Raw genomic sequence first — 20,362 nt, forward strand, 5'->3', positions numbered from 1 at the left:
CATTACCCTCCGATGAATCCGATAGATTGTTCTTTTTTTCGATCATATTCCACAAATGTTTCATCAATATCCTCAAAGTCAGCTGCAGTGAGTGTCATCAGCATATCTTTATCGACCACTCCATTCGCTGTCTCTGCGTATATACGGTCTGCCTGATTGAGAATGGCTTTCTGCAACAAATTCCTAGCATAACGACCATTACCAAAGTCTTTCATGCGTACAGCCTGTCTGAAAATCTGATGACAAACCGTCTTTGCATCATCATCCAGTTCGTAGCAACGTTCTTCGGCCATCTTTAACATGATTTCATCAAGCTCATTTGGCGTGTAGTCGTTAAAGGTTAATTGGAAGCCAATCCGACTACGCAGACCTTCATTTTTCTTGAGAAATTTCATCATCTTATCCGGATATCCAGCGAAGATGACAATTGTATCATCACGATGGTTTTCCATTTGCTGTACAATCGTATTGATTGCTTCGTCACCATAACTGCCACCACGATCATCTACCAGTGAATATGCTTCATCGATGAAAAGTATACCACCTCTTGCTTCACGGAACTTTTTCTCAACGATTTTTGCTGTCCAGCCAACATATTGCCCGACTAAATCATTACGCCCACATTCGACGAATATATCCCCTTGCAGAATCTGTTCATCGCTGAGGATTCGAGCAAGCAATCTCGCCACTGTTGTCTTGGCTGAACCAGGATTGCCAAAAAATACCAAATGAGGAAGATTGCCGCCGGATGGCAATCCTGCCTTTTGGCGCTGTTTTTTCATTTTTGATGAAGCAAGAATGCTGTTTATCAATGACTTAACATTATCCAGCCCCACTAATCGATTTAACTCTTCATAAGCAGAACTACGGCTTTTTAGCTGACTATTAATTTTGATAACTTCAGCCGTTTTATAGGAACAATAAATCTTTTCCGATAAAGTCTTTTTACAATATTCGTTGTAGGCAGTCTGTACTTCAGACATTCGATACATGTCTTTATTCAATGTCTTACGGAAAGCTTTTTTATCCCAAGCTGGGAAATTCCGTTCCTTCTGCAATTCCTGAGCAAATGTCATTGCATCTTCGACAGTACCTATGCCTTCACGAATTGGTACGAAGGATACATCTGGAACAAGCTGCTCAATAACTTTTGAGGAAAGAGTAGCCTGTTGCCCTATATCCACTAACATAAAGAGTACATCCTGCTGATTTATGCGAATAAGCTGTTCAAAGAAATCCACAAGAGCATGATTGGCATTGGCATATTGACCACTGTCTTCTGCTTGGCCGTTAAGAAAGAATAGTATTACTCCACCGCTAGAATCTTTACAAATCGTATGTATGTTTTTATCATCATTACACCGCTTGCTGATATGGTCAATAATATTCTTGCGAAAGCTTGATATACGACCATTCTTGTAAAGTGCCTGCATCAGCAAATTTATCATGCGATGAGCTGAAGTAAGACTTTCTGCATGAATATGATAATGAACAGGATGCCCCCAAAATCCCTTCTTATTATTTTTGTAGTAAATCCTAGATATCTCGTCTACCAAAGATTTATCCGGAATCATTTTCTTCATTTTCGCTTGACAACTACGATAAGTCAGCTGATTTGCCGGACAGATTTCTTCACTATAGTTGTAAAAGCCACGGCTATTGTTACGACTATATTCTTCGATATTCAAAATCTGCAGAACATTTCGGTGATATCGGGTATTGATGAAGTTTTGAAAAGAACCTCGTTCTATACAATTGACAAATGTATCTTGTGTTATTTCTTCGAGTTCCTGAAGTTCAATTATTTCGATACCTAGATTTTGTTTTGTTTTGGAGATTTTCGTATCAATAAATGCAATTACATCTGCCGATTTTTTTATTCCATTATGTTTTGACACTATTACAATGTCCATTTTCTCTAAATCAGCTTCATATACGAAAACATGAAATGATTCCCCACGCACCTGCGTTCCAGCCAATGAACTAATTTTGCTCACGGATTCAGCCCATTCGCTTGCTGCATCTGGATCTGTGCCATCATCTTTTCGCTGTAATACAGAATTTTTCCTTAGCTCATACCGAAGAATCGCCTTGTAGTAATTCATATGCGGTCTCATCTCCTTTTCACTAATCTAATATGTTTTTTTGATTAATCTTATTATATCAGTAAAAACAACGTATAACATATCGATTTTTTCTGCTCTGTCAAATTTGACATAGTAGAAATCTACCTAAAAAAAGGACTACCACATCTCATCATACATGGTAGTCCATTTTTCTTGTTTAGGTTATCATTTTTCAATCTGTAATCCTAACCAATCAGCTAAGTCTTTTCTCCGCTCAATTTTTACCCCAATTGGAGAAAAAGTCTCCCCATATTTTTTTTGACTAACATCATCGACAATTAATACTTTTAATTTTGAAGTGGCTCTTGAACAACCAACATACAGCAGTCTGCGAGTTAATTCTTTAGTCATTTCTGATGTTTTAACATCCAATACCAATACCGCCTTTGCTTCCAACCCCTTAAAACGACGCACAGTTGTGAACCAAACCTTACCTATTTCTTGTTTATTTGAAATTGGAATCTTAGATATTGACTTAACATCTGTAAGCACACTATATTTCAATGTATTTACTGTCAGAATGACAATATCTGCTAATGATATCCCTTCTCCTATGCTTGTATTAACAAACGACTCAATAGCCTCAATGAGATTCTTCTTCTTTTCCTTATCGAAAAACTGTATAATAGGTTTATTTCCATGATTTTCATTAACATAACCTTTTGTTTCAATTTTTCCTATACACTTAAGTGATTTGCTAATTTCAGCAGTATTTCGGCAGTTCTGATATAGAACAAGACGACAATCCATTGACCTGTCAATCCAATTACTTGCATTTTCCTTTAGTGTACCATCTGGCAACCTACGAGTTATAACTGACTGACTACGATCATAGAATACATAAAATATTCCATTTCGAGCTTTAACCAGCCTATAAATGTGCGATAGAACATCACTAGGAAAATCTTGTGCTTCGTCTATAATGACATTCTTATATTTCCATGTATCATCATCAAAGCTCTCAGCAAAGTAATTCTCAAAACTATCAATAATCATCTCAAATGGAATATCCTTATCCGGCATGAGCTCTTCAGCCAATGTGCGTTCATTATGAATCTTAATATACGAAGGAAGCTTCATTTGTACAAGGCGTTCCAATAGAAATTCGTTAAAGCAAAGCAGAAGCACGTCTTCCTTATCATTGGCAATCATTCTTCCCTTCTCAACCGCCAGTACTGTTTTACCAGTACCTGCCGCACCATGTATAGCAGCTATATTCTGCTCCTGGAGATAATGAAGCACTGCGTACTGCTGATTGGTCAGACGAATCGATTCCCTTTCCATCTCCTCCAACGAGATATTGAATGTTTCTGCTACACAAAGAGTAGGTTGTAAAAGATTTATACAATATATCATTACGTCTTCATTCAATGGTCTTGGCAATCTATTCAAGGATTTAAACCAATATTCGAACACGTTACGAAGTGCCATCTCCGGCCATTCTAATGCAACTGTATCAAGAATTATTTCCGCAGGTGCATCCTTCGGATAATTATTATACTGTGATTTATCAAAATCCGTAAACCAAACAGCACAAAAGACACTAGGTACATTTCCCATATGTTTTTCTAATTCAGTTATAATCATGTATCTTCCGCTATTGGCCTGTGAAACAGGATTTATGAGTTCTTTCTTATGCGTTTTACGATTTGTACTGTACCAGTTGCCTTGTTCATAACTTATTTTTCCATCCTTAACTTCTATAACCAAGATACCATAATCAGGATGGAATACCACAAAATCAGCTTCTCCCTCCGATTTTTTCCCATTCCTTATCCAGCGAAATGAATGAAACACCACAAAACGTGAATCTAATGTCTGTAATGCCTCGTAAACTATTTTCTCTCCCTGGCTACCGTTAAAAGATCCAGGTTTATTGGGATAAAATGTAGCCATGACAATTCTCCTTCAATTTAAATGCCTTGGTACTGTACCAACAGTCTTTCGTATCTCTTCTTCATATTTTTCATAAATCCTGTTGGCAATTTGCCTAGTTTGATTCATCAGCCACATATATGCTTGAGTCCCTTTACGGTAATCAGCTTCCGCATACATATCAATCCGTCTATCTTTTCTCAAATTGTCCACTTGCTCAAAAGCCTTTATATCTTCACGAGGATATATTGCGAAAGTATGTCCGTGATGCTGTTGAAGAATAGAAAAAACTGGAACATCGCTAGGCCCATCTGCAATGTAAATCATATGTTCAAATGGAACACGACGACTTGCGATATCCATCTTACTGTTCACGTCTATATAATCATGTTTATTCGTACCTTTGTTGATTTCAAAAAGTGCTCGTGTTTTTGACGTATTATCAATAGCATATCCTATCTGCTGAATCACGGTCTCTTTTGATTCTGGCAAATGTTCAGCTAAATCAGATTGAATTGGGTTTTCGATGAATTCACATCCCCATATACCATTAGGTTCAATATAATCCATAACCTTAGAACCACGAATCATAGCCGTTAGCCCCGTACTGATAATATAATTCTCTACGTGTATTCCATAGACACGATACTTTTCTTCCGTCGAAATAGCGTTTTGAAGATCTTTCATAATATTAGGTACACCAGGATAAAACGTTAGCTTTCTTCCAAGTTCTGTTAGTATACGATTATTTAATCCTGGGAATACTCCTTGTTTAACACACGTTAAAAAATGGTTTAGATAAATCGTATCTTTATTTACTTTAATACCTTGTTTTACATACTGCTCTTGCAGTGCGGTCACTTCTGCCCAAAACTTTGATGAATCTACATGATACTTTTCAAATAATGGATCTTGCATGTAACCATCAATCAAGGTTTTATCAAAATCCCATATGATTGCTATCGTATTCTGTTGAGCCACTATATTCACCTCCATGTTTTCTGTTAGAGATTATATCGCCAATTAATCTTTCTGCAACTTTAAATCAAGCACTGGTGTCCCGTCTAGCACATCTACTCCAGCTTTGCAGTAACTTCCCCACTATCCTTATAAAATCTGGGCATATCTTCCCGATTTGTATATGATGATTTCACATACCCGATTGGCTTATATACGATACTATCCATTGTTTGTCCTCATAAATCGTTTAGTATACCCAGAATTCACGAACCTCATAAGACCAGCCAATCCTATTCATGCCATAAGCAAACACTTTGTCCCCAGGTGAAACAACGGTATCATGGCTCCGATCCATGGTATTTGTCTGGTAACGCCACATATCCGTCTGGTATTTGCTGTAATTCCAGGTGATGACCTCTTTCAAACGGCCATTTTTCACCATTTTGGTAGAGATTGAGAACCAGCGTCCAGTTGAGCTCGTTCCATGTGACAATGTATCATCCATGACATAAACATCGATTCCTTCACTGTTCCAATGGGCTACCCAAACGTCCGCAGCTTCGATCTGCTGGCCGTTGGGCAACATCATCAAACCAAGCATCAAAGAAACGATACACAATATTCTTTTAAATTTTTTCCACGTCATCATCATTCTTTTCGCCTCCTTAACATCGGTCTCAAATGTATGGACAATCAATCCACTAAAATTACTCACTATGAACACATCCTAATTACTTCTGTATAATTCAATTTTCAACTAACAAATACCTGCCTCACTAACGACAAAGAGGATGTTGCACGTAAGAAAATCGTGCAACATCCCCTGTATTAGCCTTTATAGGCCCCCCATTAAAAACACCTCAATACACCGACAATGGCTGTAGATGCGAATTATATCATCGAAGCACGTCTATATGTCAGCCAACCGTCTATTTTTTAGATGCTTTGTCTCTTTCACAATCTCCAATACAGTTCTTTATCTACCTGCTGTGCTCTCTACAGGAACGCCTTCATTATTATCTCGTTCATTTGCCCCTTGCTTTGACAGGTATTGTTTTTTCATCAAAAAGTAAAAAGGAATACCTACTGCAAGCCCCCCAAGACCAAAGATAATCTTATCTATATCTGCCTGCAGGAGCAGCCATATACTAACAGCAATGGAAACTACAGGGAACAGTGGCCCAAATGGCGCTTGCAAAGAGCTTGGCGCTTCCGGGTGACGGTGACGCAGAACCAAAACAGCCAGGCAGCTGGGAAGATATTGGGCAAAGCGTGAAACAACGCTGATAGCGGCCAAAGTAGTGAACGAGCCGGACAGCGCAATCAGTATTCCCAAAACCGTAGAAAATATAATCGCCACATATGGTGTCCCCCAACGGCTATAGCGCGATAAAACCGGCGGCAGCATTTTATCATCAGCAATAGCGACAATTACCCTGGGGGTCAAAAAAGATGAAGCCATGTTGATGCCACCGATGGATACTAACGTGCCAGCAGTTACCAATGCCAAACCAACCGGGCCAAAAATATAAGCTGCTGCCGTCGCAATCGGCGTCTTGGTCTCACTTAATCCTGTCCCCAAAACGCCAATGGAAACCGTCTGTATCAAGAAATAAAATACCGATACGACCAACATGACCATAACGATTGCGCGTGGCAGATTTTTCTTAGGATTTTCCATATCCTCTGCCGCTTCAGCAATGGCCTCAAAACCCGTGAATGCATAGAATATCAACAGTGCAGCTGCACCAAAGGAGAATTCTTCAGCTGCCGCAGCCGCCGTGCCCAATTCGAGATTATTGCCCTGAAGGCAGAACAATCCTGCCGCAATAAACAGAACCAACGGCAACAATTTTCCCACTGTTACCAGATTGTTCACGGCTTTAGACAATTTTACACCAAAAATATTCATAAGTCCTAAAGAGCCCATAAGGAGCACAATGATGAAGTTTTTCGCCAAAGGTATCCCAGCCTCTGGATATATAGCGGCTAATGCCGTAGCAAAACCATTGGACATCGCCGCCCAGGCAATAATACTGATAGCAGCCTTCATAAAGCCAACCTCAAAACCGATGAAGTTGCCAAAAGCTGCCTTGGCATAAATATAAGGGCCACCATTACGCGTGAATAAACCGCTTAGTTCCGCAAAGCACAAAGCCAGTGAAATTGCCAGAAAAGCATCAAACAGAATAACCAGCAAAGAATAACTGCCGGACAATGCATACGCCTTGTTGGGAAGCAGGAAAATGCCTGAACCGATGATAGCGTTAATCCCCAACAAAACTATACTCCAAAAGCCAAATTTCTCTCTTACCATAAAAATCCCCCTCTACAAGCAAATATTATGTCTTAGACACAAACGATTTGAACAAAGCAAGCATCTTTTCCTCTCGATGCATCATCTCTGGATGCCATTGCACACCTGCAGCAAACGCCCCATCCACTGATTCAATGCCCTCGACAGTCCCATCAGCTGCCCAGGCAACTGCTCTAAACCTGTCAGCAATTTTCTTTATGGACATGTGATGAAAGGAATTGGTTCCAGTTTTAGTTCCAAAAATAGAAAACAGCCATGAATCCTCTAAAAACGAAACCGTATGGGTAGCCTGCGCAGGATTACTGCCCTGCCAGTGTCTGACATAACATTTATCATCTTCGCTGCAATCCTGATATAAGCTTCCCCCTGCTTCTACATTCAGTATTTGCAGGCCACGGCAAATGCCCAGTACCGGTAGTCCCAAGCGTCTTGCTGTTTTTATTAATAGCAGGTCAAAATCATCCCTTTCCTTGAGTGTTTCTCCCAATAACTTATGTGGCTCCTCCGCAAACAGCAACGGATTTACATCGTAGCCGCCGGTAATTATCAGGCCATCAACCACAGACAGCTGCCGTTCAACACATTCAGCATCAGACAAAACCGGCAAAACCAGTGGTACAGCTCCAGCAGCTTTTACAGCGGCCACATAATCATGGTTCACATAGGCTCGGGGATATCCTGGGAACGTACCCGCTGCATCAAACATCAAATTTCCCCCAATGCCGATAATTTTTTTCACCAATCAAACCTCCCTTGTATACAGTTCAATCGTTAGTCATGCGCCTTTGCAGAATCCTAAAACAAAAGAGGCTTTGCATAGGAAATACTACTCCCACTGCAAAACCTCTGGTTGTCCAGTCAGTTCCCACATCTAGCGATGTGTCTATATTACAACTTTACACCCATTATGTCAATAGGTGTAGCAATCTATATTATTATTTGTTTAACCGGCAAGCAACACTTTATACCTAAAGTGAATCATAGTTCGGTGAAACTCCGAATTCGATAAAGCCTAGCAATCAGTCGATACTCAGTCCCCTGGATGTAAAGACATAAGGTGAACATGAAGCGATATATTCTCCAATGGTACTGAAAAAGAGGCTGGCGCATTGCACCACCCTCTTTTTTGTTCAAGGTTTTTCTACATGAAAAGGTCCTAATCCTTATGCAGCTATTTATTCATTGCCAAAATGTTTATCCAGACCTTTACTAAACCAACGGCCATTAAGCACTTTACGGATAATCTCTTTTTTAGCTTGAGCGGGGATGCTATTGTCCTTCTCAATTTCAGCCAGAATATCACTGTAATTGGTTCTTGTATAGGTCATTTTTATATTTGCCTTCTTACTGGTTGCATCAAATACCAGCTGAGACGGTCCTTGCTTTACATTAGTCCAATGCTCCCACTTAGTTAATCCTTTGCCATTGGGATTACCATTCCAAAGGAAGTTCTTAATGTAGCTCTGGAATTTATTCGTAAGGTCTTTTGCTCCATCATTTTGGAAAGATGCTGGGTACTGAGTCCGCAGACCATATTCCCAATTTGTAAGGAACGGAATGAAGATACCGTGTGTTGCTCCGGTCAAAGTGGACATTTCCTCGCCCACAATAGCAGGGTCATTCCCCCAATTGATAGCACATGTATAAATGTTTGCATTATAGTACGGAAGCATTCTTACAGCAGATTCCTCGGCGTTAAAGAGGCCATATAATTTACTGCCATACTTCACAGCAAAAGCAAATTCATTTTTTTTGCTGGCATCCTTCAATACGGAACGATTGGCTACTGCATCTTTAAAATACGGATCTCCTGAAGCAAAACCAGAGAATTCCTTTGTACCAGTCAGCATGATAAGGGGAACAGAGTTATATTTATGGGTATCGAAGCCATCTTTGGGCAGAACAACACCATCTGCATAAAGATGCGGGAATGCTTTCATGCGAATACCTGCATTACCGAAAGCAGCTGCCAGACGTTCTGCCGATAAGGAATACAGATACTTTCTAACCTCTGCATTATCCTGCAAGAGCCACTGCTGCGCTGACTTTAGATCTGGTCGCAAACCATCTTCCACTACATAGGCAGCCAAATGTTGAGCTTCAATCTGTGCAGCCTCATTAGGGTCAGAGGTAGTCATGCCACCACTGAAAGAGATTGCCTTCTGGAATTTCCCCTCAAAAATTGGGGAGATAAGCATAGCCATAACATCGCGCCCACCGGCAGAAAAACCGGATATGGTTATGTTTTCCGGGTTCCCGCCAAAACTGGCTATGTTCGCCTTAATCCAGTCAAGACTCTGTGCGATATCCAGCAGAGTGTAATTGCCAGATGCTTCTTGCGAGGTGCCATGCCGTAGCGCCGGCAGGCTGTTGAACCCTAGAAGGCCCAGACGATAATTGAGCGAAACCACTATGCAATTATCTTTCGTTGCCAGTTTTTCCGGTGCAATTTCCTCACTGCTACCCAGCTGATTATTACCACCATGAATATAAACCAGAACTGGCAGATTCTCCTCGGCGGAATCAGGGCGCCAAATGCTCAGATTTAAGCAATCCTCGCTCCCTTTCATATTGCCGACTGTCCCCTGAATGCCATCATTTCCCTGCTTTGTGGCATCCATAACACCAGTCCAAGACTCGGGAGGCTGCGGTGCTTTCCAGCGAAGTTCCCCCAGCGGTGCCTTTGCGTATCGTAAGCCTTTCCATATCAATGTTTGGTTTTCCTGATATCCCTGCACCAAACCCTGCTGCGTCTGCTGTAATGTCCCCTGATGATAGCGAGCGCCCGCAGTGGTCTGTTGTACTGCAACTTGAGCATACGCATGGCTCTGAATGTCAACAACCTCCGCACTTCCCCATGGAAGCGAAGCTGCAAACAAGCCAGACAAAACTAACGACATGGTTTTCTTATAACGATTCATTTGAAACAACCCCTTTCGTTTTCATTATATCAATCGTATAATGTTATTTGTTGAACATTTTACGGATGTAAATTGATTATTTTTAATGATTATTACTTTTTCGTCGCATATATAGGGGGATTTATGAATCTAAATATTCATACAATTGATAGCTATTTACACAGTTATACGAAACGTGAGCAACTATATCGAGACTATTATCGGCTCAAAACTAATGACAAAACAGAAGAACTTCAAGACCTGCTATCTAGAATTGATATGGATTGGTTCGAGCGTAATCGCATCATCCTCCCGGAAATACCTTCACCACGGTATCAGGTCATCCCGGGAAAACTCATCCAAAACGAAATGCTATCCTGGAAAGATACTTCCCCTGACATACTGCTGGAAAAGCACCCTCGCTATATTCCGGAATTTGAGCATGACCATGCATATTTCGAACTGATTTATGTCTACAAAGGATCTTGTACGAACCGAGTTGATGGCACCATCCATACATTGGTTGAAGGAGATGTATTTATCCTGGCACCACGTATACGGCATAGCATAGCTGTTTTTGACGACAGTATCATCATCAACGTGCAAATCAAGCCTCAAGCATTATCTGGACAGCTCAATCCTCTTTGCCGCGTCCCGAACAGTCTTTCCGATTTCTTCCATCAAGCTATGTGGCAGGAAAGCAGCTATTCCCCCTGGCTTTTTACACGCACTGGCCAAAACACTTCCTTGAAAAATACCATGCGGCAGGCATTAGTTGAGTATTTCTCACACCAGGAACTATGGGACATTATCGCAGGAGAGCATGTCACGCTTTTCCTATCTTTACTTGTACGTTACCAAAAAAACGATTTCACTGTAGCTCCTCAAACCAAAAAAAATGGAAAGAAAATCGGAGCTATTCTTGCCGTCATCCAAGAGCATTATAAAACGCTCACCTTAGCTGATCTGGCCAAACAATTTCATTACTCGCCTCAGTATATAAGCACCTTAATCAAGGAGCATACCGGAAAAACCTTTGTCAGTCTTCAGCGTGATCTACGACTGGACTATGCTCGGCACATACTATTATCTTCCAATTCTTCCATTTCCTTCATAGCCAGCGACGCTGGTTATGAAAGCGAAGAGCACTTCATCCGCATTTTTAAATCTCAGTTTGGTTGCTCTCCGCTTAAGTATCGACAAAATAGTAAAAAATAAATCGTAAGAAGGGCTGCTGTTTTGACACAGCAGTCCTTCTTACGATTTGCTCAACTCTTATGTAGTCAGTTTCTTCACAACCTGCATAAAATGTTTTTCATCTACATTCATCAGATTACCCGGAACATATAGGAAAATGCCCTCGTCTATAACACGCGCCTCCTCTGAGACATATTTTAAATATGTTCAATATTCCTGCGCCAAAAACCTGCTTTACCGCAAGAAAAAAGCTATGCGCAATATCTTCGCACATAGCCTGAAATCGTAGCCATAGTTCTATTTTACTAATATTTTTTGCGTAATGGTGCTTCCATACTCAATTAGTTATGCTGCGAATGTTCAGCAAGATTACACCGACGATGATGAGCAAAATTTCCAGCCCCGTAGTTAAATCTAACTGCTCATGCCAAATTACTACAGCAACCAATGCCGTCAAGGCCGTTCCAGCCAGCCCAAATAGCATATGCAATGCCGAGAGGGAGAAGCATCAACGACTTGGAGAAAATATAGAAGCATGTGCCCATCCCAACAATGAATGCAACACTGGGCATCAGCTTAGTAACCCCGCAAGAGGCTTTCAACATAGAAGTAGAGACAATTTCCAGTGCAATAGCGATTGATAGCAGAATATACCCTTTAATCATTTTTTCAAAATCCTTTCTCTGAAATAAATAAAAGCCAGATAAGAAATTGATCTTATCTGGCCTAATAACCCATTCCGATGTCATCTGACATCTTTTCCAGCATATGTATTAACATATGCCCTCCGATACATATTGAGAATATCAGCAGATAGTAAAATTGCTGTCAACCATAGATTTCATTTTTTGCTGACACCGGTTTCTGCGTTTTATTTGCTGTCTTACCTACGTATACTTGCCTACACAGTCATTAATCCTATTTTTGAATCAAACAAACGCGCCACCGGCATCGGCATGAGTCCTAATATGCAGGCTTTTGTGGAAACGATACTCAGCAGGCTGGCAGAGACAGAAGATTTGACTTTGCTGCATCCAAAATCCACATGGCAAATTTATGAAGCGACTGTGAAAGAAGGTAAACACGAACCCCCAGATTATTGGGACCCGGAAGTGTAGCCTACCGTTTTTTCGCCACGCATTCATAACCCACGCAACGGCAAAGGACGCCCTTCCTCATTGGACGGGCGTCCTGACATCATCTTCCCGCCGGGTTATGATCACATCCCAAAACGGCAATTTTTTTCATCAGTCAAAAACTTTAACCCTCTCGCTGATGGGCATTTTCTCAATAGGCTGCGGTGGTGCCAGCGGTGCACCAAAGACCATCTGAGCCACCAAGCTCCAGCTTTGGGGCACATCAAAATGAGCTTTGACCTTCTCATCAATCAAAGGATTATAGTGCTGGATATTGACTCCAAGCCCCATGCTGGTCAGTTGTGTCCAAATGGCAAACTGAAGCATGCCGTTGGCCTGGGATGCCCAAATGGGGAAATTTTCCGCATAGGGTGGGTATTTGCCCTGCAGTTCCTTGACGGCATCTGTCTCCTCAAAGAACAGAACTGTACCATAACCCGCTGCAAAGCTGTCAATCTTCTGCTCAGTGGCTCCAAACTTGTCTGCAGGCACAATGCGTCGCAAAGCTTCCTTCGTTATGCTCCAGACCTTCTCGTGATGCTCCCCCATGGCCAGGACAACCCTGGCCGACTGCATGTTGAAGGATGACGGCACTTCCTGGGTCATCCGCTCCACCGCCGCGACAATCTGCGACGGCAATACTGGTATTTCCTTCCCCAAAGCGTAATTTGTGCGACGGTTGATGACCGCCTCCTGAAAACATTTCACGGCTGTTCCTCCTAACATAGATTCTCTGAACACAGGGTCGGCCCACACCATCGCTGGTCTTGACCTTTTCTAATTAATATTCTATGTTTTAGACATATTTCCTTCCTGTGCCCAAGCCTTTTTGTCATCAGATGCAAATTCTTGAAACAGACGCATCCTGACTTAGGAATGCATTGCCATCAGACTCTTCCCTATGATAGGATATTGGCAAATTTGAAGGGAGGAGTTCTCATGATTCATATCGGTTGCCATCTATCAGCAGCCAAAGGGCTTTTGCCACCGAGCAGTATATCCACGGAGGTGGAGAGACAATGTCATTAAGTTAGTGGCATGAAAAAATGCTCTAAGCATAGACACCATGCAGGATTCAGGGTAAAAAGTCATGAGAAACATCGACTCATCGTAAAAACGGCATGGCGAATAAGCGGTCAGAGGCCGCTTAAAGAAGTTATTCTACACAACTATTATTAATCAACGACAATTGAAGCTTTTGGCACCATGAGGAGACTTTTTCCTCTCATAATTCCTTCCTGCACGCACAGGGCAATATCCAGCTTTCAAAATCCAGCCTATTATGTCCTTATGATGCTGCGCACGCTTGTCCATGAGCAGAAAGTCATGGCATGTCTTCAGTGCCTCGCTTATGTTAAGCTTGTACACATACCGCCATTTCTTTTGCTGTTCCTTGATTCTCATTACTGCTTCTGCATGATTAGTGATTTCCATGCAGAAATTGTAAAGAATCATACGACTCCAATTATGAATTAGAGCAATGCTAAAACCAGCTAGGAAGAGTGGCAGGAGATGAATACATAACCAAAAGAGAGCACAGCTGGCGAACGACAATTCCCTTTGCCTGCAAACTGCGCCACAACATTACTAATCATCACATAAGCATTGCCAGTATTCTCCGTTGTCTTTATAATGAATCTGGAAAAACATTCTACCAGGAGGTATCCACCATGAAGAACAAGCTACACACGAAAGAACTCTACCTGCCTACTGACCCGGATATCCTGCAGGAACAGGAACGCTGTCTGGAATTACAGTATGATTACAACAACACCCGCCCCTCAGAAGGCACGAAACGTGCAGAGCTTCTGAATAAGATGTTTGCAGAAATCGGCGAGGGTTGTTATATAGAGCCCCCCCTCCACGCCAACTGGGGTGGCCACCATGTGCATTTCGGCAAGAATGTCTACGCTAATTTCAATCTGACTATGGTAGATGACACCCACATCTATGTGGGCGACAACACGCTGTTCGGCCCCAACGTGGTACTGGCCACTGGAGGACATCCCTTACTGCCGGAACTGAGGGCTAAGGGGTATCAGTTTAACGCCCCCATCCACATTGGCAAAAATTGCTGGCTGGGTGCCGGAGTCATGGTCATGCCCGGCATAACCATTGGGGATAATACTGTTGTTGGTGCTGGAAGCATCGTGACTAAGGATTTACCATCAGGCGTTCTGGCCGTAGGCAATCCCTGCCGAGTACTGCGTATGATTGGCGAACATGAGCGTAAGTTTTATTTCAAGGATAAGAGAATCCCTGCGGAACTTTTGATGAAATAATTCAAGCAAGAATGCTAATGTTACAGATATTAAGCGCCTGTAACCATTCTCTTATCTTATTTCTGCGAATAACGTTTCAATATTCTTCTTACTGCTGTCAGGTATGAGCGGCCAAACAGATTCAAATGGTTCAGCAAATGATATAGGTTGTATAAATCCCGCCGCTCAGCATAACCTGACTCCTTGGGAATAATCTCATGATAAGCATCATAAAACTCCGGCGAAAACCCGCCAAATAGTTCCGTCATAGCAATATCTGCCTCATGATGGCCTATGTAAACAGCTGGATCGATTAACATTGGACTGCCATTTTGATCTGGCATTACATTTCCACTCCATAAATCACCATGAATCAGTGATGGGAATTCCGGTTCCACAAGGTATTTATCCAAATTATCCAGCAGGTTCTGGCACCTTTGCCTGTCATCTTTATCAAAATACCCGGCAGCTAGCTCCATTTGTACTTTCAGTCTTGACTTTCTGAAGAAATTAATCCAGCTGTCCGTTCTGGTATTTTTCTGTCTTGTCTGCCCGATGTAATTATCCGCCGAGAAACCAAATCTACTATTGCCTGTTATTGTCTCCAACGGAGCACAATGTACCTGTGCCAGCATATGGCCTAAATCTTCCCAGTATGTTCTCTTAGGCCGTGATTTTCTCACATAATTCAACAGCAAATAGGACAGGTTATCCTTCGTTTTACCACAGGCAATAACCGATGGCGTAACTGCTCCAGCTTTATGTAACGCCTCCAGTCCCGCCTTTTCAGCTGCAAAGAAATCATCCTTCGCATTGGCATTTATCTTTATAAACAGATTTTCTCCATTGCTTAGATAAAGATGATAAGCATCATTTATATCTCCACCAGATATTTCCGCCTTATCTGTTAGGTAAACATCTTCGCCATATAGCTGACGGATTACATCTGCCAATTCCATATACAACAGCTCCATATCATTGCCATTCTACAACTAAAGTCATTCGAATATCTTTGATAAAAAAATATTACTATGCCATTATAAGGCGCCCATTAGAATGAATCAAATCGATTCCGCTCATTTACAAAATCTCGCCAATAACCAATGCGGCAATAGAGATGCCACTATCCGATGCATCGTACTTACGGGATCCGGCGTACAGACAACTGTACCTGATTTTGCTTCCTTAAGCGATACTTTAGCAACATGTTTCGCATTTGTCGCTCCAGGCATATCCCGATACACCTTATGCCTATCTGTTTCTTTTGCTTTATCCACGAATTCTGTGTCCTTTATCCAGAATGGACACACCGCCGTAACCTGTATACCTGTGTCCTGCAACTCTACACTTAATGCCCGGCTGTAGGACAGCAGGAATGCCTTACTGGCAGCATAGACAGCCAGATTGGGAATCGGCTGGAATGCAGAACAGGAAACTATCTGCAGAATGATGCTTCCCCTTTCCATATGCGGAATGCATATTTCCGTAAGAGCCAGTGCCGCCATATCATTCAGTTTTACCATTTGTTGCATTTTTTCCCTGGGGCACTCCCGGCTAAGACCTATGCAGCCAAAACCAGCAGCATTTACAAGATATGTTACTACCATCTTCGCCGCGGTCACTTCAGCCTCCAATGCGTTCAACGCTTCTTCATCCGTTAAATCAAAAGCAAGACAACGGCACTTCGTTTCAAGCGTTTCAGCCAACGCCTCCAGCCTGTCCTTTCTTCTGGCAATCAGCCAGATTTCAACCAAACCTTCCTTATCCAAAAGCCGCGCATACTCTGCTCCCAGCCCGCTGGATGCCCCTGTGATAATCGCTATTTTCCTATCTTCCATATCTGAGAAACCTTTCTGCTCCACACAAAAGGCGGCAGTTGCTATTTCTGCCGCCTTGCCGTCAACCTACAATATCTGCTTCTGCATCCATGAGTTCCTTGCCCGGAGCACAGGCCGGACAATCACAATACTTACCGCCATTGGCCTTAACTTCCTTGGCATGTTCAGCCATGCTGGCTGCTTGTTCCTTGCCAAATATTTCTTCGCCCTTTGCCGAGGTAAATAAGCCAATTACATCATCAATCGTACATACGTCCAATTTCAGTTCAGCGATGAGCTTTTTTCCCTCACTTTTCTCATCCGCCGTTCCCATAGCTTTCAGATAGCGCCCGCCAGCCTCTTTAAGCTCATTGCAGCAGCTGGGTGCCGCCACCATAGCTTCTACTTTTGCCTTAATCGTTGCCTTATCCATTATACAGACCTCCAGTCATTTCACTACTATCTATATTACTTCTACGAATCCGCCTCATATCCTGCATTATTGATAATTATTTTCATATTTTCACTAGAAATCCTTGAACCCGGCCCCTTCTTTCACCCCCACAGCCCTATCCTGCTGATTGAACCAATGCCTGATTGGCCGACAGCTGTCCCCGCCGTGTAAATACCAAAATCCTTGCCCCCGTTTTCAATTCCGACGAGGATGAGTTGGCTCTTATTTCCCAGCCCCAGCATATCCCTCAGCCAACGCATATTGCTATCCTTGACACTCCCCATGTGTAAACGCAGGGGATTCTTAATTCAACGACCGTAGCGAGTTGGCCTAAGTCAACTCGTCTTACACAATCTCCAAAAGCGTAGATTCCCGTGTGTCCCACGGTATTTGTGTATGCGAATGCTTGTTATCTTTACAGCGGTGAGGTCTTTAAATCACCGCAGGTTGATACACGCAACCTCAACCTGCTAAGAACTGGTTGCCCATGGCCTTGTTTTTCGATTCGTCCAGTTTCTATCGTAGCAGGGCTTCTCCTTTCTTTCGTATTCTTTAGGTTAAATCTATTATACTACGAAAGTTAGCAGTTGTCTGCCTTCAATTGCTTACGCAAATTGAGCAAACCCGCCTTATATCCCCATAGCTAAAGCTAGGGGTTTTACGGCGGTTTGGATAAGATTTGCCAGCCATCCTTCAAAGTTATCGCCAAAAAGAATACTCTTGATATGCCGTGTATAGTCATAGACATTCCCCTGCATAATCTCGCGCAGTGCAAATGCTTCAGATACTGTTCCTGTCCTCCCCCAGCAGCAACCATTTGGTTTATATCTTCAGTTGTAGGCAGCTATGAGACCTAAATGATAATTCCAAGCCATTTCCAATATGTTGCTGCCATCAGCATAATAAGGCTATAGGCTATTACAGTCAACGGAATACCTGTCTTTATAAATGTCTTTGCCTCAAATGTTTCCGTACCGAAAGCCACCATATTCTGTGGAGCATTTACCGGCAGGATAAATCCAAAGCAAATGACATATTGCAAAATCAGTGTCATCCCTACAACGTTAAGATGTGAATATTCTGCTGCTCCTTGAAGCACCGAAATAATAATCGGAATCATCGCTGCCGCTAATGCAGTTGCACTAGCAAATCCCAGATGAATCACAATCAGGAACATAGCCAGAATAGCTATAATCATAAAGGCTGATGTATGATACAGACCAAATACATTCACAATCATATGCGCTATCCAAGCTGCAGCCTTAGTAGATAGAACTGCAGAACCCAAACTTATTCCTACACCAAACAGCACCAGTGTTCCCCAACCAATTTTGGCCTGTGCTTCTTTCCACGTCATAATCCCTATCCCCGGAAGCATCATGGCCGTTATCGCCGCCATTGTCGTGGAAGATGTATCAAAGTTATGCAAGATCTTTTCCGTAGACCAGATAAACAACAACAACAAGGATATTCCAAGCAATTTCTTTTCACTCAGCGTCATCGGGCCTAACGCTTTCAATTCGCGTACCACGGTTTCCTGCCCACCTTCTATCTCATCCATTTCAGGAGGTACAAGTTTCAACAACAAGAAATACAAAATCACGCTCATAATTGCAGCAAAGGGAGCCGCTGTTATAAACCAATCCAGCCAGCTAACAGTTGTCCCCAACTGTTTCTCGATAAATTCCAACGCAATCATGTTCTGCGCCGCTGCCGTCTTTATCCCAACATTCCAAATGCTGTCAGCCTGAGCAATGGCAATCATCATCACCGCTGAAAACCGGCTTTTAAGCGGCACACCAAAAGCGGCAATGATCCCCATAACAATCGGCACCATACAAGACACTCTGGCTGTAGTGCTAGGGACAAAAAAGCTTAGGATAAAACCTACCAGGATTACTCCGGCTAGTACATTTTTAGTTTTGGCACCAATCTTTGACAGAATAAACAATGCCAAGCGTTTATCAAGACCTGTCTTCATCATCGCTGCCGAGATAAATAACGCTGCCCCTACCAAAGCAAGAGCAGGACTAGAAAATCCCGACATTGCCATTTTTAGCGCTCCAGAAGTTCCTAAAACCTTATCAGGATTCATCATATTCGGTGCCGTGCCAAGCAGGAATGCCATAAGCGAGATGATTATTGCAGCAGATACCGGATAAGAAACCGTTTCGAACATCCAAATTACGACAGAGAACACCAATATCGCCAGCATTCTGTGTCCTGCTGTTGACAAATCTGGTGGTGTAGGCAACAAAAGTATCACCAACAGCGTAAATAATCCTAACGGCAAACCTATCTTTTTTCTCATTTACATCCATCCCTTCACGCCAAAAAGGCACACCTCACTCAGGAATTTGTGTTCCTCAATGCGATGTACCCCTTTGTACATTTACTATACGTTATCTATATATGTTCTATGCTTTTTTTATATATTATCTTAATTGATATCTTTTGTCAATATATTTTTGTAAGCTTGTAAACCGAAAGCGACTTAATTCACACTAAGCTAATATTCTAAAATGCATATACCAAACGAGCACGCTGACTTGTTGAACTATAAGACACCATACTATCGCCGCAGATTAGTTCGTATAAAAATTTACAAAAGCTGGCCGCAACCTTGCATAACCCCCTCCGCATTGAATTTGCCTAATCAAGAAAATATTATCAACACGCTAAAAAGGCTACCGCATGAGCAGTACGGTAGCCTTTTTGGCTGTGTATTATATTTTAGGAGAGCTTTAACGAAAGCCTGCATATAATATAGCATATTTGATAATCATTTTCAATAGTTAAATGAAAAATATTTTCAAATACAAAAACCCCCAGGTCAATACACAAAACCTTGGGGATTTTTCTTCACGTATATCACGCTCTCCTGTATAGTATTTTACCATGCAAAAGAAAAATTGTCCAAATATTTCTCCGAATCATTATTGTTCATTGGAAAAATACATCATTTACCGCCCTCGCCAGAAGACGCCTTCCTCTTAGGTGGGAGATGAATGGCGGTAGATTGAGCGGGTTCGATGCCCGCTCAATCTACAAAACAACGTAGATAGTCTTGCCAACTGTTTTCTTTTGCCATATAATATGTATATAGTAAGAAAGGAGGTGTAACAAGATGTATCTAACTCAATCGAATGTAATCCGAAAACTCTCCAAGGAAGAGTATGCTATGCTCAGGGAGATGTGCCAGTACAGCAATAACCTGTACAATGTGGCTCTCTACAACATCAGGCAATACTATTTCAAGGAGAAGAAGTTCCTCAATTACGAGGAGAATTACCATGCCTGCAAGGAAAACGAAAACTAT

Annotated in this window: 19 protein-coding genes and 1 pseudogene; 4 read left to right on the forward strand and 16 right to left on the reverse strand. The window is 42.1% G+C overall.

Features of this window, described 5'->3' with window-relative positions:
* Positions 1-2 precede the first annotated feature (2 nt).
* The 7 genes from G598_RS18435 to G598_RS0102700 form a co-directional block, all read right to left on the reverse strand.
* Positions 3-2,105, reverse strand: a complete 2,103-nt coding sequence (locus tag G598_RS18435; RefSeq protein WP_051179841.1) for an AAA family ATPase — start codon at positions 2,103-2,105, stop codon at positions 3-5.
* 186 nt (positions 2,106-2,291) lie between these two features.
* Positions 2,292-4,022, reverse strand: coding sequence for a nuclease-related domain-containing DEAD/DEAH box helicase (locus tag G598_RS0102670; RefSeq protein ID WP_026765631.1), 1,731 nt, complete (start codon positions 4,020-4,022; stop codon positions 2,292-2,294).
* 12 nt (positions 4,023-4,034) lie between these two features.
* A complete protein-coding gene (locus G598_RS0102675) occupies positions 4,035-4,982 on the reverse strand; it encodes an HAD family hydrolase (RefSeq protein WP_211221468.1) in 948 nt (315 codons plus the stop codon).
* 226 nt (positions 4,983-5,208) lie between these two features.
* Positions 5,209-5,613, reverse strand: a complete 405-nt coding sequence (locus tag G598_RS0102685; protein WP_245582731.1) for a hypothetical protein — start codon at positions 5,611-5,613, stop codon at positions 5,209-5,211.
* 324 nt (positions 5,614-5,937) lie between these two features.
* On the reverse strand, positions 5,938-7,278 hold the full coding sequence (locus G598_RS16850) for an APC family permease (RefSeq protein WP_051179844.1): 1,341 nt from the start codon (positions 7,276-7,278) through the stop codon (positions 5,938-5,940).
* 25 nt (positions 7,279-7,303) lie between these two features.
* Complete coding sequence (locus tag G598_RS0102695) at positions 7,304-8,017, reverse strand: gamma-glutamyl-gamma-aminobutyrate hydrolase family protein (protein ID WP_211221470.1); 714 nt, start codon at positions 8,015-8,017, stop codon at positions 7,304-7,306.
* Positions 8,018-8,453: 436 nt separating this feature from the next.
* A complete protein-coding gene (locus G598_RS0102700) occupies positions 8,454-10,199 on the reverse strand; it encodes a carboxylesterase family protein (protein ID WP_026765635.1) in 1,746 nt (581 codons plus the stop codon).
* Between the two features lie 123 nt (positions 10,200-10,322).
* On the opposite strand from G598_RS0102700, the gene G598_RS0102705 reads away from it, so the two are divergent.
* A complete protein-coding gene (locus tag G598_RS0102705; RefSeq protein WP_026765636.1) occupies positions 10,323-11,396 on the forward strand; it encodes an AraC family transcriptional regulator in 1,074 nt (357 codons plus the stop codon).
* A gap of 316 nt (positions 11,397-11,712) precedes the next feature.
* On the opposite strand, the gene G598_RS20215 is transcribed toward G598_RS0102705, so the two are convergent.
* Positions 11,713-11,865 (reverse strand): DMT family transporter, encoded by a 153-nt coding sequence (locus G598_RS20215; RefSeq protein WP_245582737.1) that lies wholly within the window; start codon positions 11,863-11,865, stop codon positions 11,713-11,715.
* Entirely contained in the window at positions 11,798-12,124 is a 327-nt protein-coding gene (locus tag G598_RS20405; protein ID WP_336433139.1) for a DMT family transporter, read from the reverse strand. Before G598_RS20405 ends, G598_RS20215 begins: the two co-directional genes overlap by 68 nt.
* 99 nt (positions 12,125-12,223) lie before the next feature.
* Here G598_RS20405 and G598_RS18920 point away from each other — a divergent pair, with 99 nt between their 5' ends.
* Positions 12,224-12,493: a hypothetical protein gene (locus G598_RS18920; RefSeq protein ID WP_211221472.1), complete on the forward strand. Its 270-nt coding sequence runs from the start codon at positions 12,224-12,226 to the stop codon at positions 12,491-12,493.
* A gap of 129 nt (positions 12,494-12,622) precedes the next feature.
* Here G598_RS18920 and G598_RS0102720 read toward each other — a convergent pair whose 3' ends face one another.
* Both G598_RS0102720 and G598_RS20010 read right to left on the reverse strand, forming a co-directional pair.
* Positions 12,623-13,219: a nitroreductase family protein gene (locus G598_RS0102720; RefSeq protein ID WP_026760919.1), complete on the reverse strand. Its 597-nt coding sequence runs from the start codon at positions 13,217-13,219 to the stop codon at positions 12,623-12,625.
* 471 nt (positions 13,220-13,690) lie between these two features.
* The gene (locus G598_RS20010) at positions 13,691-13,945 is read right to left on the reverse strand and encodes a hypothetical protein (RefSeq protein WP_211221474.1); all 255 of its coding nucleotides are present in this window, start codon (positions 13,943-13,945) and stop codon (positions 13,691-13,693) included.
* Positions 13,946-14,181: 236 nt separating this feature from the next.
* Here G598_RS20010 and G598_RS0102730 point away from each other — a divergent pair, with 236 nt between their 5' ends.
* On the forward strand, positions 14,182-14,793 hold the full coding sequence (locus G598_RS0102730; protein ID WP_026765638.1) for a sugar O-acetyltransferase: 612 nt from the start codon (positions 14,182-14,184) through the stop codon (positions 14,791-14,793).
* 56 nt (positions 14,794-14,849) lie between these two features.
* Here the strand turns inward: G598_RS0102730 and G598_RS0102735 are convergent, their stop codons facing one another.
* From G598_RS0102735 to G598_RS0102755, 5 genes are all read right to left on the reverse strand, one after another.
* Positions 14,850-15,731, reverse strand: a complete 882-nt coding sequence (locus G598_RS0102735; RefSeq protein ID WP_026765639.1) for a fructosamine kinase family protein — start codon at positions 15,729-15,731, stop codon at positions 14,850-14,852.
* Between the two features lie 117 nt (positions 15,732-15,848).
* A complete protein-coding gene (locus tag G598_RS0102740; protein WP_245582732.1) occupies positions 15,849-16,634 on the reverse strand; it encodes an SDR family NAD(P)-dependent oxidoreductase in 786 nt (261 codons plus the stop codon).
* A 37-nt stretch (positions 16,635-16,671) separates the two neighbouring features.
* Positions 16,672-17,022, reverse strand: coding sequence for a hypothetical protein (locus tag G598_RS0102745; protein WP_026765641.1), 351 nt, complete (start codon positions 17,020-17,022; stop codon positions 16,672-16,674).
* Between the two features lie 122 nt (positions 17,023-17,144).
* Entirely contained in the window at positions 17,145-17,303 is a 159-nt protein-coding gene (locus G598_RS19675; protein WP_169534968.1) for a hypothetical protein, read from the reverse strand.
* Positions 17,304-17,896: 593 nt separating this feature from the next.
* Positions 17,897-19,354: a DASS family sodium-coupled anion symporter gene (locus G598_RS0102755; protein WP_026765642.1), complete on the reverse strand. Its 1,458-nt coding sequence runs from the start codon at positions 19,352-19,354 to the stop codon at positions 17,897-17,899.
* A gap of 816 nt (positions 19,355-20,170) precedes the next feature.
* Here G598_RS0102755 and G598_RS0102760 point away from each other — a divergent pair.
* Positions 20,171-20,362, forward strand: a pseudogene (locus tag G598_RS0102760) (hypothetical protein); the annotation flags it as partial.

The sequence above is a fragment of the Selenomonas ruminantium subsp. ruminantium ATCC 12561 genome (genome assembly GCF_000424065.1).
In the GTDB taxonomy this organism is placed as follows: Bacteria; Bacillota; Negativicutes; order Selenomonadales; family Selenomonadaceae; genus Selenomonas_A; species Selenomonas_A ruminantium.

Coding starts and splice junctions, on each gene's coding strand:
- G598_RS18435 (WP_051179841.1), bottom strand. CDS start 2,105: ATGAATTACTACAAGGCGATTCTTCGGTATGAGCTAAGGAAAAATTCT.
- G598_RS0102670 (WP_026765631.1), bottom strand. CDS start 4,022: ATGGCTACATTTTATCCCAATAAACCTGGATCTTTTAACGGTAGCCAG.
- G598_RS0102685 (WP_245582731.1), bottom strand. CDS start 5,613: ATGATGATGACGTGGAAAAAATTTAAAAGAATATTGTGTATCGTTTCT.
- G598_RS16850 (WP_051179844.1), bottom strand. CDS start 7,278: ATGGTAAGAGAGAAATTTGGCTTTTGGAGTATAGTTTTGTTGGGGATT.
- G598_RS0102700 (WP_026765635.1), bottom strand. CDS start 10,199: ATGAATCGTTATAAGAAAACCATGTCGTTAGTTTTGTCTGGCTTGTTT.
- G598_RS0102705 (WP_026765636.1), top strand. CDS start 10,323: ATGAATCTAAATATTCATACAATTGATAGCTATTTACACAGTTATACG.
- G598_RS20405 (WP_336433139.1), bottom strand. CDS start 12,124: ATGACATCGGAATGGGTTATTAGGCCAGATAAGATCAATTTCTTATCT.
- G598_RS20010 (WP_211221474.1), bottom strand. CDS start 13,945: ATGGAAATCACTAATCATGCAGAAGCAGTAATGAGAATCAAGGAACAG.
- G598_RS0102730 (WP_026765638.1), top strand. CDS start 14,182: ATGAAGAACAAGCTACACACGAAAGAACTCTACCTGCCTACTGACCCG.
- G598_RS0102735 (WP_026765639.1), bottom strand. CDS start 15,731: ATGGAATTGGCAGATGTAATCCGTCAGCTATATGGCGAAGATGTTTAC.
- G598_RS0102745 (WP_026765641.1), bottom strand. CDS start 17,022: ATGGATAAGGCAACGATTAAGGCAAAAGTAGAAGCTATGGTGGCGGCA.
- G598_RS19675 (WP_169534968.1), bottom strand. CDS start 17,303: ATGCGTTGGCTGAGGGATATGCTGGGGCTGGGAAATAAGAGCCAACTC.
- G598_RS0102755 (WP_026765642.1), bottom strand. CDS start 19,354: ATGAGAAAAAAGATAGGTTTGCCGTTAGGATTATTTACGCTGTTGGTG.